This window comes from Paenarthrobacter sp. AB444, assembly GCF_028736865.1.
Taxonomy (GTDB): Bacteria; Actinomycetota; Actinomycetes; order Actinomycetales; family Micrococcaceae; genus Arthrobacter; species Arthrobacter nicotinovorans_B.
Window position 1 is genome coordinate 14,546 of record NZ_JAQZBY010000018.1, and the last position, 14,153, is coordinate 28,698.

Below are 14,153 nucleotides of genomic sequence, written 5' to 3' on the forward strand. Positions count from 1 at the left end.
CATGGAACTGGGCATAAGCCAGCCCGAACACGCCGCATATCTGATCCTCTAGTCTCCCACGAACCAGCGCTTCGCCGTACATTGCGCAGCGGGTTGCCCGCCACAGACGGATGTAGCGTATTCACATGGCCTTCGATATGCGCCCTTTGGGTAAATTCCTGCTGCGTTCCCTCCGGGCATTGGGAGGCTCGGGCTCAAAAGCCGCCGCCCCGCCAACTGGCGCCAGGAAGCCGGCCCGGCCATCCGCCGTCGGACATTCCGCAGCCTCCTACCCGGGCGACTTCGTCGGAGCCGTGAGGCCCAGCTACTCCCCCAAACCTGATGGCCAACCGGATCCAGGCGAAATCGTATGGGGATGGGTTCCCTACGAAGAGGACCATTCGCAGGGCAAAGACCGTCCTGTACTTCTCATCGGGCGTGATGGGAAATGGCTGCTGGGACTGATGCTCACGTCAAAGGACCATGACAACGGCAGGCGCGCCGATGACTACGTCGACATCGGGAGCGGACCGTGGGACAGGCAGGGCAGGCCAAGCGAAGTCAACGTACGGCGCATCATCCGACTGGATCCTTCGGCCGTCCGGCGCGAAGGCGCCGTGATGGGCAAACGGCAATTCCAGGAGGTTTTGCGGAGCCTCCAAGGGCAGCAAAGCAGGCGTTGAGCGACAAGTCTCCGTTTACGGGCCTCATCTGCTATCCTTTATAGCTGTGTGTCCGTGCAGGTCGACGGCCACTCATGGTTGGCTGCCATAGGCATCCCCACGCCGCTCAGTCGATGGCCAACCTGACAACCCTCTAGACCAATTTCCGCATTAAAAAGAGAGTTCATACGTGGCTAATATCAAGTCCCAGAAGAAGCGCATCCTCACCAACGAGAAGGCTCGCCTGCGTAACAACAGCGTCAAGTCTGAGCTGAAGACGGCCATCCGCGCCGTCAACACCGCCGTTGAGTCTGCTGACAAGGATGCTGCTGCAACTGCACTTGTTGCTGCCAGCCGTAAGCTGGACAAGGCTGTCAGCAAGGGCGTTATTCACAAGAACAACGCTGCGAACCGCAAGTCGGCGATCTCCAAGAAGGTCAACGCACTCTAAGGTTTTCCAGTTCGACTGAGCTGATCAAAGGCCGGCGCCCCTTTGGGTGCCGGCCTTTGGGTTTTAACCAACGGCGTTTGCCGCCTGGTGCTTCAACCAGCTTCAGCGTCGGCTGGCGGAGGTGGCGATCACGGTCACAGCGTGCTCCACGGCGTACACCGGGTCGCGGGATTCGCCTTTCACCTGCGCGTCCGCCTCGGCAATGACCTGGATGGAACGGATCAGGCCCTCAGGGGTCCACCGACGCACATCACGTTGGGCCTGCTCCACCAACCAAGGCTGCATTCCAAGATTCTTGGCAATGCTCGCCGATGATCCGTTCGCCCCGGCAACTTTGGCCAATGTCCGAAGCTTGGCAGCCAAGGCAGCCACCAGTGGAACAGGATCGACGCCGGTAGCCAACGCGTGCCGAAGCGTGGACAACGCCACCGGGCCGTTGCCGGCCATGGCGGCATCCGCGACTTTGAAGGCTGTGGCTTCCACACGCCCACCGTAGTAGCGCTCCACCGTCTCTGCCGTCACAGCGGTTGTGGCATCGGCAATGAGCTGGCCGCACGCCGATGCCAGTTCAGAAAGATTGGCTCCGACGGCATTCACCAGCGCTTGGACAGCCTCACCTTCAATGCGGCGGCCGCCAGCTTTGAACTCCGCGACAACGAAAGCAGTTTTGTCGGCGTCCTTTTTCAGGGGCTGACATTCGATCACGGGCCACCCGCCGGCTTTCACGGCATCGAGCAGCTTCTTGCCACGTACACCACCGCCGTGCCGAAGGACCAAGACAACGTCCTGGTCAGGATGTTGAAGGTAGGCCAGACCGTCTGCCAGGAACGCATCGTTCATGGCTTCGAGGCCCTCGACCTCTATGAGCTTGCCTTCACCGAAGAGGGACGGGGTGACAGTCATCGCCAGTGTCCCGGCCTCGTAGGAGCCGGCGTTCAGACGGGTGAGCTCCACATCCGGCGTGCTGGTGCGTACCTGCGTGCGGATCCGGTCCATCGCACGGATGCCGAGGTACTCCTCCGGTCCCGTGATCAACACTACGGCGGCCGGAACCGCGTCCCGCCAGGAGACGTTGTTCGCCGCGGAGTTCTTGGCCCGGGTGTTTTGGGCAGCAGCCACTGGTGTTTCCTTCCGGACGAATTCTTGCAGGTATCAAGTCTGCCATGCCCGTGCCACGAGATGCGTTCCAAAGCCACCACTACGACTGTGTGCAGGGCCATGACGCGTGCCATAAACGGCCGCGGATGCAGCAGCATCCAGACTGCAGTGATGGTGACCACTGAGCCGAGCATCATGGATGCAATTCCGGTCGGCCCGTCGGCCCACGGCAGTGCCGCCCCGGGCAGGCCCGCGAAATACCTGGCCACGCCCGCAACTGCCGCCGCGCATCCACCGGCGAGGGCCACGGGCACCACCGCCATCCAGGGCACCAACGCGGCCAGTGGAACAGCGATCGTACCGAGAATGGTTACTGGGGCCACCAAAGGACCGGCCACTACATTGGCTAGGAATGCATACGGGGTGAATTGCGGCTGAAGTGCCACGATGACGGGGCCACACAGCAGCTGGGCGGACAAGGGAACGGCCACTCCGGCAGCAATCCACCTGGGAACGCGGGCAGGGATCCAGGACGCAATCCGACGGGCCAACAGCACGATACCGAGAGTGGCCAGCACGGACAGGAGGAAACCCACGTTCCCGGCCATAGCCGGGTCAATAAGCAACAGGACCGCTGTGGCAACGCACAGGAATGTGAGGGACCGTCCACGAAGCCCGCCCGCCAGGGCGGCCAGACCTACGGCCCCCATGACGGCTGCACGCAAGACGCTCGGATCAGGGCCGACCATGACAACGAAGCCCGCCAGTCCGCAAGCAGCCACGGCTCCCGCCCATGGTCGCGACAACCGGAAGGTCCGGGCCATCACTATGAACCCTCCAAGGACAAGACTGCAGTTGGCGCCGCTCACGGCTGTCAAATGAGTCATACCGGTGGTCTTCATAGCCGTTCCCAGGCTCTCCGGCAGCGCACTGGTATCCCCTGTAACCATCCCCGGCAAAAGCCCGGCTGCGTCAGCAGGCAACCATTGTGTGGCGCTGCCAAACGCTTGCTTAAGCTGTCCTGCCGATTGGCGGACATCGAACTGTGAGCGGATCACGACGGGTCCGGACGACGCCGACAGAATAGCTGCTTCTGTTTGCCCCTCCCGCACTTCCTTCAGGATCCCGGTGGTTCTGACAAGTTGGCCGGGTTGCACCTCCTTCCACGAATCGCCTCCGGTCACCACGACCTCGGCGGCTCCCCGCGTCACTGTGCCCTTGGCGGTGACCTCCTTCATGGTGGCCTCCACTGTCCATCTGGATGCACCTGTATGACCCGGCACGCTGGCTTCCTTCGGGCTTCCAGTGATCATGAGCTGGATGACCACTCCCTCTTTGCCCGCGACTGCCTCCGCCAGGGGTCCGGCCTCACGTTGGGTTGCAACGACCGCACAGTGGACTGCGACTGACGCGCCCATGAAACACGCCAGCGCAAAAGTGGCCTTCATTGTCCTCGCGCGGGCTCCGGCGGTTTGCAGCCGACGTCCACCGATCATCAGGACCGCTCCGGCGATCGCCAGGATCCCTGCCGTTGTCCAAGACCAAAGTGCGCCATTGAAGCTGCCCACAAGCGCCGCACCCCAGGAGATGACGACGGCGGGCACCAGCCTGAGATCCGATCGCTTGGCTGGCTCAGTCTCGGCTCCGGCATCAGCCACCTTGCACCGTCACAAGATCCTTGAGTGACTCCATGAGCTTGGGCCCAATCCCGTCCACGGCATCAAGTTCGTCCACGGACGTGAAGGCTCCGTGCTCCTTCCGCCAATCCACAATGCGTTGCGCTGTAACCGGCCCTACCCGCGGCAATGTCCCAAGTTCCTCCAATGACGCCGTGTTGATATTGATCTTGGCGCCAGCCGCCGCTGCTGGACCAGCTATACCGCTGGCGCTCCCGGTGGCGGCCTGGGAGGACGCCGCCGGCGGGGGTTTCTCTCCCACCGCGGGAACATGCAGTTTGCTTCCGTCCGTGAGCACTTCGGCGAGGTTGAGGGCTGCCAGCTCGGCATTCGGCGCCGCTCCACCGGCTGCACTGATGGCCTGGAACACCCGGCTCCCCTGCGGCAATGAGACAACCCCGGGCTTGCCCACCGCACCGGCCACATGGACAACGACCACCCCTGCTCCCCCTTCCGGGGCCGCAGGCAAAGAGTCCGGGGAGTCAGTCACTTCTGCTCTTGTGGTGGTACCCGGACTGGTCGGACCTGTCGATGCCCCAGCCTCGCTTAGCGGCTCCGAGGTTGCTTGTCCGTCTGCGAGCTGCCAGAAGTGCCAAACAACGAGTGAAGCACCCACCACCGCAAGAAGCGCAGCAACCCTCCAGGATGTGCGCCACCGCAGCCGGGTTCCAGGCTGACCATGGTCCGCTCCCCCTGCCAACAGCGAGTCCAAATCGTCTGTGGCTGCCTCGGGATAAGCGGCATCAGCCAGGTCCAACAACGGTTGACCGCCGCCGTCAGGGATCATTCGGGAGGCAAACCGCTCCCGCGCGGCCCGCGCTGCGGCGTCTGGGGATACGTCGCGGTTCCAGCGTGGCATGAACCGAGCCTACGGCCGCTTAGGCGGCACCGGCGCGCGGTTTCAGCGCTATGTGGATAACCGGAACAGAGCACGGCTCCCGCAGCACTCCACACGCAGAAGATTCGGCGTAAAGTTTTGCCGCAATATTATCCCGCCGGAGTACTGCTCTCCCCCACGATGACCGCCAGAACTCCAAGCCCGGCATGCGCGGCCAGGACGGCGGGCAGGGCACTGATCTGGGGCGCCGGGCAGTCCGGGCAGCTTTCGTTCAACCGCGCAGCCAGAGCTTCGGCCTCGATCTGGTTGCCGAAATGGTGGACCGCCAAGCGTTGTTGGCCTGCCGGGCGGGAGGCAACGTCGGCAGCAACGATCTCCTCGAGACGGGCTATGGCGCGCACAGCGGAACGCACCTTCTCGAGCGGCACGATCTTGCCGCCGTCGACCGCCAATATCGGCTTGATGGCCAGCACCGTACCCAAGAGCGACGCAGCCGCGCCGATACGCCCACCCCGACGCAGCTGCTCCAGGCTGGGGACGTAGAAATACACCTTGGTACGTTCCATCCGCTGTTCGGCGAAGCCCCGGACCTCGGCAGCCCCTCGACCGTCGGCCGCGGCAACGACAGCGCTTTGAACACCCATCCCCAGGGCCATGCCTACTGTCCGGGAATCAACGACCTCCACGGGAATCGCCACGCGGGCCGCAGCCAGGCGGGCGGCGTCGGCGGTTCCCGAGAGCTCGGAAGAAATATGGATGGAGACCACTGACTCAAATCCACGGCGTTGGGCTGCCAGGTACGCCTGCTCAAATTGCCCGGGTGATGGCCGGGATGTCTTTACCGCGGCGCCCGAAGCGAGTGCCAACGACAACGTCTGGGTGATGTCGTCTTCACCTTCGCCGTAAATTTCATTCCCCACCATCACGGGCATGGGCACAACGGCCAAACGACCGTCGGCCGTAAAGGCAGAAACCCAGTCAGCGGGCAGTGCGGCGGCCGAATCGGTGACCACGGCAGTCTTGACGACGGCGGCGAGTGGCTCGTCAGCGACAGGAACCGGCGCCGCTGGTTGCCGGAGGCGCGCCACCCTTTCCTTTAGCCACATCCAGGCGGGTGGTTCTCGCTCAGGCACGCAACCTCCAAAGATGATGGCCGGCCGCCGGCACAGTGCCGGCGGCCGCGCAATCCCTGCTAGGCAGGAACGATGTTCACCAGTTTAGGTGCCCGCACGATCACGGTGCGGATGCCACGGCCGTCCAGGGCGCGCTGAACGTTCTCCGAAGCCAAGGCGAGCTCGCGGAGCTCGTCTTCGGCGACGTCAGGAGACACTTCCAGACGATCACGGACCTTGCCTTGGACCTGGACCACGGCAGTGACGGTGTCCTGGACCAACAGGGCTTCGTCATGGGTGGGCCAGCCGGCGTTTGCCACGGATGCCGGGTGTCCAAGCGCGTTCCAGAGGTCCTCAGCGGTGTATGGAGCGAAGAGGCTCAGGATGACGGCAACGGCTTCGACTGCCTCGCGGACGGCGGGGTCCGCTGCGCCTGCACCGGAGTCAATGGTCTTGCGGGTGGCGTTGACCAACTCCATGAGGCGTGCCACAACAACGTTGAACTTGTTGTTGTCCAGGAGCTCGGCAGCGTCGGCAATGGTCTTGTGGGTCACCGTGCGCAGGGCACGGTCGCCCGTGGCCGGGTCGACACCGGGCTCGCTGCTGACGTCCTGGCCAAGGCGCCAGGCACGGGCCAGGAACTTGGCCGAACCCGACGGCGATACATCCGCCCAGTCGACGTCGTCTTCCGGTGGGGAGGCAAAGACCATGGTGAGGCGGACGGCGTCGACGCCGAACTTGTCCAACTGCTCACCGAGGTCCACGCCGTTGCCGAGGGACTTGCTCATGGCTTTGCCGCCGTTGAGCACCTGCCCCTGGTTCAGGAGGGCAGAGAACGGCTCGTTGGCCTCAATCAGCCCAATGTCCTTGATGACCTTGGTGAAGAACCGGGCGTACAGCAAGTGCAGGATGGCGTGCTCCACGCCGCCTACGTACTGGCCCACGGGCATCCAGTCATTGATCTTCTCAGGATCAAAGGGGCCCTCGGTGTACTGGGGCGATACAAAGCGCAGGAAGTACCAGGAGGAATCCACGAAGGTGTCCATGGTGTCCGTGTCGCGCTGGGCAGCACGTCCACAGTTGGGGCATTCAACGTTGACCCACTCGACGGCGGCGGCCAGCGGGGAGGTCCCCTTCGGGGCCAGCGCTTCGCCACGCAGGTTGTCGGGAAGCCGGACCGGAAGCTGGTCATCGGGCACGGGTACTTCCCCGCACTCACCACAGTGGATGATGGGGATGGGCGTGCCCCAGAAACGCTGACGGCTCAGCAGCCAGTCACGCAGCCGGAAGTTGACGAACTTTTCGCCGGTTCCGAGCTTTTCCAGGATCTGGATGGCCGCCGGGATGGCTTCGGCCTTGGACAGACCGTCCAGCTCGCCGGAGTTGATGAGCGTGCCTTCGCCAGCGGTAGCCACACCGGTCTCGGCCGGGTTCTCGTCGCCGGTTTCAAGCACAGGGCGTACGGGCAGGTCGAAGGCCTTGGCAAAGTCGAGGTCGCGCTGGTCGTGGGCGGGCACCGCCATGATGGCGCCGGTGCCGTAGTCGGCCAGCACGTAGTCCGCGGCCCACACCGGCAGCTTTTCACCGTTGAGCGGGTTGATGGCGTAGCGGCCGGTGAAGACGCCGGTTTTCTCGCGCTCGGTCGACTGACGTTCGATCTCCGAGAGGGCCTTGACCTTCTCGCGGTAAGCCATCAGTTCGTCGTGCTGCTCAGGGGTCACCAGATCCAGGGCCAGGTGTGCGTCAGCTGCGACGACGAAGAACGTTGCGCCGTAGAGGGTGTCGGGACGGGTAGTGAAGACGGTGACTTCGCGCTCGGCCCGGTCTTCCGTAGCCTCGATGACGAAGCGCACGTGGGCACCTTCGGACCGGCCGATCCAGTTGCGCTGCATGGCCAGCACGCGCTCTGGCCAGTGGCCCTGCAGCTGGTCCATATCTTCGAGCAGGCGGTCGGCGTAGTCAGTGATCTTGAAGTACCACTGGTTCAGGGACTTCTTGGTGACCGGCGTGCCACAGCGCTCACAGGCACCGTTGACGACCTGCTCGTTGGCCAGGACGGTGAGGTCCTTGGGGCACCAGTTGACCGGGGAGTCCTTGCGGTAGGCCAGGCCACGCTCGTAGAAGCGCTTGAACAACCACTGGGTCCACCGGTAGTACTCAGGGTCCGAGGTGTGGATGCGGCGCGACCAGTCGGCCGAGATGGCGTAGCGCTTGAACGATGCCGCCTGGGTGTCGATGTTGGCATAGGTCCACTCGCTGGGGTGGGCGTTGCGCTTGATGGCTGCGTTCTCGGCGGGCAGGCCGAAAGAGTCCCAGCCGATGGGGTGCAGGACGTCGAAGCCCTTCTGGCGCAGGTAACGTGCGACGACGTCGCCCATCGCAAACGCTTCGGCGTGACCCATGTGAAGGTCACCGGAAGGGTAGGGGAACATGTCCAGGACATAGCGGCGTTCGCGCGAGCCGTCGTCGGCGGGCGTGAAGACTTTGAGGTCCTCCCAGACCTGCGGCCACTTGGCTTCCATCGCAGCGAAGCTGTAGACGCCTTCTTCAGGCGCTTCGGCTGCGGCTGTCTGTGCTGTTCCGGTCTCTGTCTCCGGCTGAACGCTCACTGCTGCCCTCTTCTGTTCTTCGATGGCGGTATTGCCTCCTGCTGCGGCCCGGAATACCCCGGACACACAAAAGCCCCTCAACAATGGAGGGGCGGCCGCACGGCTGATAAAGCCGGGCGGCTAGCTAAGCAGAAGGATCGCACGCATAGATCTACAATAGCGCACGATCCCCCAGCCCAGTCGCATCGAGCGGCTTAGGAAAGGCCGGCTCGCTGACTCCGTGCCGTTATGGGGGCCCGGGAGCGGCTTCGGGCGTCCGCGAAGCGGGCGGGGCCCCCATAACGGCTAAGGCGTCAGGTCTGTCGAGTGATGCTTACTTAACGTCCTCGTCGACCCAATCCATGGACTTGGTCACTGCCTTCTTCCAGAGGCGCAGCTGGCGTTCCTGTTCTTCAGCCGGCAACTGCGGCTCCCAGCGCTTGTCCTCGTTCCAGTTGGCGCTGAGCTCGCCCAGGTCCTTCCAGAATCCAACAGCCAGGCCAGCCGCATAGGCAGCACCGAGCGCCGTGGTTTCCACGACCTTCGGGCGGACCACGGGCACACCGAGGATGTCCGCCTGGAACTGCATCAGTGCCTCGTTGGCGACCATGCCGCCGTCGACCTTCAACTCGGTGAGCGGAACGCCCGAGTCGGCGTTGACGGCGTCAAGTACCTCGCGGGTCTGGAAAGCGGTGGCTTCCAGGGCGGCACGGGCGATGTGGCCCTTGTTGGCGAACCGCGTGAGGCCCACGATTGCGCCGCGGGCGTCCGCGCGCCAGTACGGGGCGAAGAGGCCGGAGAAGGCGGGAACGATGTAGACGCCACCGTTGTCCTCCACAGCAGCGGCGAGTTGCTCGACCTCCGGGGCGGAACTGATCATGCCCAGGTTGTCGCGCAGCCACTGGATCAGTGAACCCGTCACGGCGATGGAGCCTTCAAGGGCGTAGTGCGGCTTCTCGTCTCCCAGCTTGTAGCCAAGGGTGGTGAGGAGGCCGTTCTTGGAGTGGACGATTTCCTCGCCGGTGTTGAAGATCAGGAAGCATCCGGTGCCGTAGGTGTTCTTCGCTTCGCCGGGCTGGAAAGCGGCCTGGCCGAAGGTTGCGGCCTGCTGGTCACCGAGGATGCCCGCAACAGGGGTCTCGCGCAGCAGCTGCGAGGTGTGGACCTGGCCATAAACCTCGGAGGAGGACTTGATGGTGGGCATCATGGATGCGGGGACACCGAAGATGTCCAGGATTTCCTGGTCCCACTGCAGTGTCTCAAGGTCCATGAAGAGGGTGCGCGAAGCGTTGGTGACGTCGGTGACGTGCACGCCGCCGTCGACACCGCCGGTCAGGTTCCAGAGGACCCAGGCGTCGGTGTTGCCGAAGAGGAGGTCGCCCGCTTCGGCTTTCTCGCGTGCACCGTCCACGTTGTCCAGGATCCACTTGATCTTGGTGCCGGAGAAGTAGGTGGCCAGGGGAAGGCCCACCTTCTGCTTGAAGCGCTCAAGGCCTCCATCCTGCGCCAACTGGTCGACGATCGGCTGCGTACGGGTGTCCTGCCACACAATGGCGTTGTAGACAGCCTCGCCGGTGTTCTTGTCCCAGACCACTGCCGTTTCGCGTTGGTTGGTAATGCCGACGGCGGCAATGTCGTGCCGTGTCAGGTTCGCCTTTGACAGTGCCGAGGCAATGACTTCCCGGGTGTTGTTCCAGATTTCGGCCGGGTTGTGCTCAACCCAGCCGGCCTGCGGGAAGATCTGCTCGTGTTCCATCTGACCGGTGGAGACGATGTTCCCCGAGTGGTCGAAGACAATGGCACGCGAGCTGGTGGTGCCCTGGTCAATGGCGATGACGTATTGGTTCATTGTGACGTCCTTGTCTGTTGTTGTGGATTACTCAGTGGGTTCTGTTGCGTGTGGATAAGAACGATTGCTGCGGTCGGGCTCAGCCGGCAAGTGCCGGCATGATGCCCGGTACCAGAAGGCCCACGAGCCCGGCCAGGGCGCCGCCAACCAGGGGTCCTACGACAGGAACCCAGGAGTAGGCCCAGTCGCTGGAGCCTTTGCCCTTGATGGGAAGGACGGCGTGTGCGATACGCGGACCGAGGTCACGTGCGGGGTTGATGGCGTAGCCGGTCGGACCACCGAGGGACACACCGATACCTACGACGAGCAGCGCTACAGCCAGCGGGCCGAGTCCCGAAGGGGTTCCGCCAAAGGTCAGGATCACGAACACCAGGACGAACGTGCCGATGATTTCGGTGATCAGGTTCCACGGGGTTGAACGGATGGCCGGTCCGGTGGAGAAGGTGCCCAGCTTGTTTGCTGCCAGGGGTTCCTCGTCGAAGTGCTGCTTGTAGGCGAGCCAGCAAACCACGGCGCCCAGGAACGCACCGAGGAGTTCACCACCAAAATAGGTCAGGGTCGAGCCGAACGTGACCGCCACGTCCGGCGCGTACTCTCCCTTGCCGTTGACCAACAGGCCCAACGTGACAGCCGGGTTCAGGTGCGCACCGGACTTTGCAGCCACGAAAACGCCCGCGAAGACCGCAATACCCCAGCCCCACGTCACCATCAAGAATCCAGCGTTGTTGCCCTTGGTGCCTTTGAGCGCAACGTTGGCCACAACACCGCAACCCAGCAGGGTCAGCATCATGGTTCCGAATACTTCGGAAAGGAAAACTATTCCAAGAGACATCTTTGACTCCTCTATTTTCTGTTGTCAGCCTCCTCGCGGGTGAAGAGGCTGTTGGGACGGTTCCGTTGTCTCCGGAACCGTCCCGGTGTGGTGGTCCCCTATCAGGCCCACCTACCCCCATTCCGCCCCTGCCGCGTGGTGGGACGGTCAAGCTGTTTTCGGTGCCGGGCTAAGCCACGAGGCTGTGCACGTCTACCTTGTGGAACCGCTGGAGAACATCGTGTGCGTGCCGGATTTCGGCCTCACGGGTTGCTTCATCCCAACCGAGAGGCTCGGACAGGGCTGCTGCGATCTCGTTAAGCAGTTCACCGGTCACGAGGCCCCGGAACGCGAGGGACGTCCTGCGGATAAGGACATCGATCAGGTGTCCGATCTGCTCGTGTTCGGCCATGAAGGCCAGTTCACGGACACTGAGTTCGCGGGTGGAGCGCAACAGCTGGTCCTGTCCGGCGTTGAGGTAGTCGATGACAGCCTCTGCCCGGGTTCCGTAACGGGTCAGCAGGACGGCAACACGGTCAGCGTCCAGGCCCGGACCCATGTGCTTTTTGATCCATTCCTGTTCGCCCTGTTCCGTATCCGGGAAGCCGGCGCCTCCGCCGATGGCGAGTTTCGCCGTCGAGACCTTCCGTTCCATCCCCAGTTCGCGCAGGACATCGTTTGTCATGTGTTCTGCCAACGCGCGGAACGTTGTCCACTTGCCGCCTACCAGGCTGAGTACGACGGCGTCCTTGCCGCCCGGCGTTGTCACGGCGTCTTTTCCGATGCGGACGTTGCGCTCGATGCGGTAGTCACGGGAGACGAAGCCCGGCTGGGTCTCATCGTGCCGCGGCAACGGACGGACACCTGCGAAGCTGTAAACGATCTGGTCCCGTTCGACCTTGATGGTGGGGAAGACATGGCCCACCAGGTCGAAGAAGTAGTCGATTTCTTCTTCGGTGCAGACGGCGTCCTCGGACATATCGGCGTCCACGTCGGTGGTACCCACCAACACGCGGTCGCCCATCGGGTAGATCAGTACGATGCGGCCATCGGTGTGCTCGAAGAAGATTTCGCGGCCGTTGCAGGCAGCGAGCAGTTCGGGGTGGTCCAGGACAATGTGGGAGCCCTTGGTGCCGCCCATGAACCTGCTGGCAGCCCCCATGGCCTGGTTGGTGAGATCCACCCAAGCACCAGTGGTGTTGACGATGACGTCGGCCTGGAAGTCGAATTCCTTGCCGGTCAGTTCGTCGCGCAGGCGGGCTCCGTCAGTTCCCATGGAGACGAGCGAGACGTAGTTGCTGGCACGGGCGCTTCCTCCGGGAAGTCCACCGCCGAGGCCGGCCTTCTCGCCATCCTGCAGGACGTCCAAGGTCAGGCGCTCAGGGTTGTGCACGGAGGCATCGAAGTAGGTTGCTGCGTACTTGATGCCGGAGTGCAACTTGGGGAGCTCGGCAAGTGCACGGGTACGTCCGCGGAACTGGTGGCGCGGAACGCTGCCGCCGTCGCGGGAGAAGAAGTCATACATGCTCAGGCCGACCTTGATGAGGAACGCACCGCGTTCCTTGGGCTTGCCTTGCTTGTGGGTGAGGAAGCGCGTCGGAGCGGAGAGGATTCCCGAGAAAGTGCTGAAGATCGGGATCGTCGTCTGCAGCGGCTTCACGTAGTGCGGGGCAATCCGGAGCAGCCTGTTGCGCTCAACGACGGACTCCTGGACAAGGCGGAACTCGCCGTTCTCGAGGTAACGGATGCCGCCGTGGATCATGTGCGACGACGCACCGCTGGCTCCCTGGCAGTAGTCGCCGCGTTCCACGAGCGCTACGTCGACGCCTTGCAGTGCGAGGTCCCGGAAGGTTCCGACACCATTGATGCCACCGCCGATGATGAGTACCTTCGCCGTCGGCCGCTCCTGAAGTGCGACGACGGAGTCACGCTGCTGTGAGTGCTGTGAGGTACCGGAAATCCTGTTGTGTCCCAAAACTGCTCCCTTGGGCTTGGTTCGTGCGCTGCGCCACTCGCTGCTGCACCGTTCACCACTAATCTTGCGAAGGTGGAAAATGGAGTCAAGCTATTTGCACAAACGTGCATTAAGGAAATGAGATGGCACGATCACGTCACTCGGACGCGCTCCGGGCTGCACAAATGTATTACTTGCAGGACCTGACCATGGATGCGATCGCCCGCGAACTGCGGACCTCCCGGTCCACGGTCTCCAGGCTTCTGTCCTCGGCCCGCGAAACGGGGTTGGTCCAGGTACAGATCCGCAGTCCTTTCGATACCGGACCAGAGCTGGAAAGCCAGATCCGGAGCCAGTACGGGGTGGATGTCCACGTGGTCCCGGTACTGGACACGCTCAACGAAGCCGAGACCCTGGACCGCGTCGCCATGCAGGCTGCGCGGACCATCGGGCCGCTGGTGGACTCGAACGCCATCATCGGAGTCGCTTGGGGCGCCACCCTCAGCGCGGTCAGCAGACACCTCACCCGGAAGGTCACGCACGACAGCATCGTGGTCCAGCTCAACGGCGCCGGAAACATGCAGACCACCGGCATCACGTACGCCAGCGACATCATGCGCCGTTTCGGCAGCGCGTACGGAGCACGTGTGGAACAGTTCCCTGTCCCCGCGTTTTTCGACCACGCCGCCACGAAGACCGCCATGTGGAATGAGCGAAGCGTTCAACGGATCCTGGATCTGCAGGCCCGAATGAGCATTGCCATATTCGGCGTGGGTTCAGTCGACTCCGACTACCCGAGCCACGTGTATGCCGGCGGATACCTCGATGAACACGACCTCACCATGCTGGCCGCGGACGACGTCGTAGGGGATGTCGCAACGGTCTTTTTCCGCAGCGATGGATCCTCGGACGGCATCACCTTGAACGAGCGCTCAACCGGTCCAAGCCATGAGCAACTCCGGCAAGTCCGCCGGCGCATCTGCGTGGTCTCCGGGGCTTCAAAAATCAACGGGCTTCAGGGGGCACTGGCTGCGGGCCTGGCAACAGACTTGATTTTGGATGAGGCCTCAGCACGACGCCTGGTCAGTTTCAACGGGCACTCCTGAAGTATTCGTGCAAGGAGTGGGTAGAGTCG

At 63.2% G+C, this 14,153-nt stretch carries 11 protein-coding genes; 3 read left to right on the forward strand and 8 right to left on the reverse strand.

Features of this window, described 5'->3' with window-relative positions; translation table 11 throughout:
• Positions 1-125 precede the first annotated feature (125 nt).
• Both PQ627_RS18420 and rpsT read left to right on the forward strand, forming a co-directional pair.
• Positions 126-662, forward strand: coding sequence for a type II toxin-antitoxin system PemK/MazF family toxin (locus PQ627_RS18420; protein WP_274262821.1), 537 nt, complete (start codon positions 126-128; stop codon positions 660-662).
• A 169-nt stretch (positions 663-831) separates the two neighbouring features.
• On the forward strand, positions 832-1,092 hold the full coding sequence (rpsT, locus tag PQ627_RS18425) for a 30S ribosomal protein S20 (RefSeq protein WP_144658908.1): 261 nt from the start codon (positions 832-834) through the stop codon (positions 1,090-1,092).
• Positions 1,093-1,194: 102 nt separating this feature from the next.
• On the opposite strand, the gene holA is transcribed toward rpsT, so the two are convergent.
• The 8 genes from holA to PQ627_RS18465 form a co-directional block, all read right to left on the reverse strand.
• Positions 1,195-2,211 (reverse strand): DNA polymerase III subunit delta, encoded by a 1,017-nt coding sequence (gene holA / locus PQ627_RS18430; protein WP_274262822.1) that lies wholly within the window; start codon positions 2,209-2,211, stop codon positions 1,195-1,197.
• On the reverse strand, positions 2,130-3,848 hold the full coding sequence (locus PQ627_RS18435; RefSeq protein WP_274262823.1) for a ComEC/Rec2 family competence protein: 1,719 nt from the start codon (positions 3,846-3,848) through the stop codon (positions 2,130-2,132). Before PQ627_RS18435 ends, holA begins: the two co-directional genes overlap by 82 nt.
• Complete coding sequence (locus PQ627_RS18440) at positions 3,841-4,725, reverse strand: helix-hairpin-helix domain-containing protein (RefSeq protein WP_274262824.1); 885 nt, start codon at positions 4,723-4,725, stop codon at positions 3,841-3,843. The genes PQ627_RS18435 and PQ627_RS18440 overlap by 8 nt, the downstream gene beginning before the upstream one ends.
• A 128-nt stretch (positions 4,726-4,853) precedes the next feature.
• Positions 4,854-5,837, reverse strand: a complete 984-nt coding sequence (locus tag PQ627_RS18445) for a DegV family protein (protein WP_274262825.1) — start codon at positions 5,835-5,837, stop codon at positions 4,854-4,856.
• A gap of 59 nt (positions 5,838-5,896) precedes the next feature.
• A complete protein-coding gene (leuS, locus tag PQ627_RS18450) occupies positions 5,897-8,425 on the reverse strand; it encodes a leucine--tRNA ligase (protein ID WP_262278562.1) in 2,529 nt (842 codons plus the stop codon).
• Between the two features lie 313 nt (positions 8,426-8,738).
• A complete protein-coding gene (gene glpK, locus PQ627_RS18455; RefSeq protein ID WP_144658913.1) occupies positions 8,739-10,253 on the reverse strand; it encodes a glycerol kinase GlpK in 1,515 nt (504 codons plus the stop codon).
• A 79-nt stretch (positions 10,254-10,332) separates the two neighbouring features.
• The gene (locus PQ627_RS18460) at positions 10,333-11,085 is read right to left on the reverse strand and encodes an MIP/aquaporin family protein (RefSeq protein WP_274262826.1); all 753 of its coding nucleotides are present in this window, start codon (positions 11,083-11,085) and stop codon (positions 10,333-10,335) included.
• 169 nt (positions 11,086-11,254) lie between these two features.
• Entirely contained in the window at positions 11,255-13,039 is a 1,785-nt protein-coding gene (locus tag PQ627_RS18465; RefSeq protein WP_274262827.1) for a glycerol-3-phosphate dehydrogenase/oxidase, read from the reverse strand.
• 122 nt (positions 13,040-13,161) lie between these two features.
• Between PQ627_RS18465 and PQ627_RS18470 the strand changes: the two genes are divergently transcribed.
• Entirely contained in the window at positions 13,162-14,124 is a 963-nt protein-coding gene (locus tag PQ627_RS18470; RefSeq protein ID WP_144658916.1) for a sugar-binding transcriptional regulator, read from the forward strand.
• The last annotated feature ends 29 nt before the right edge of the window (positions 14,125-14,153 follow it).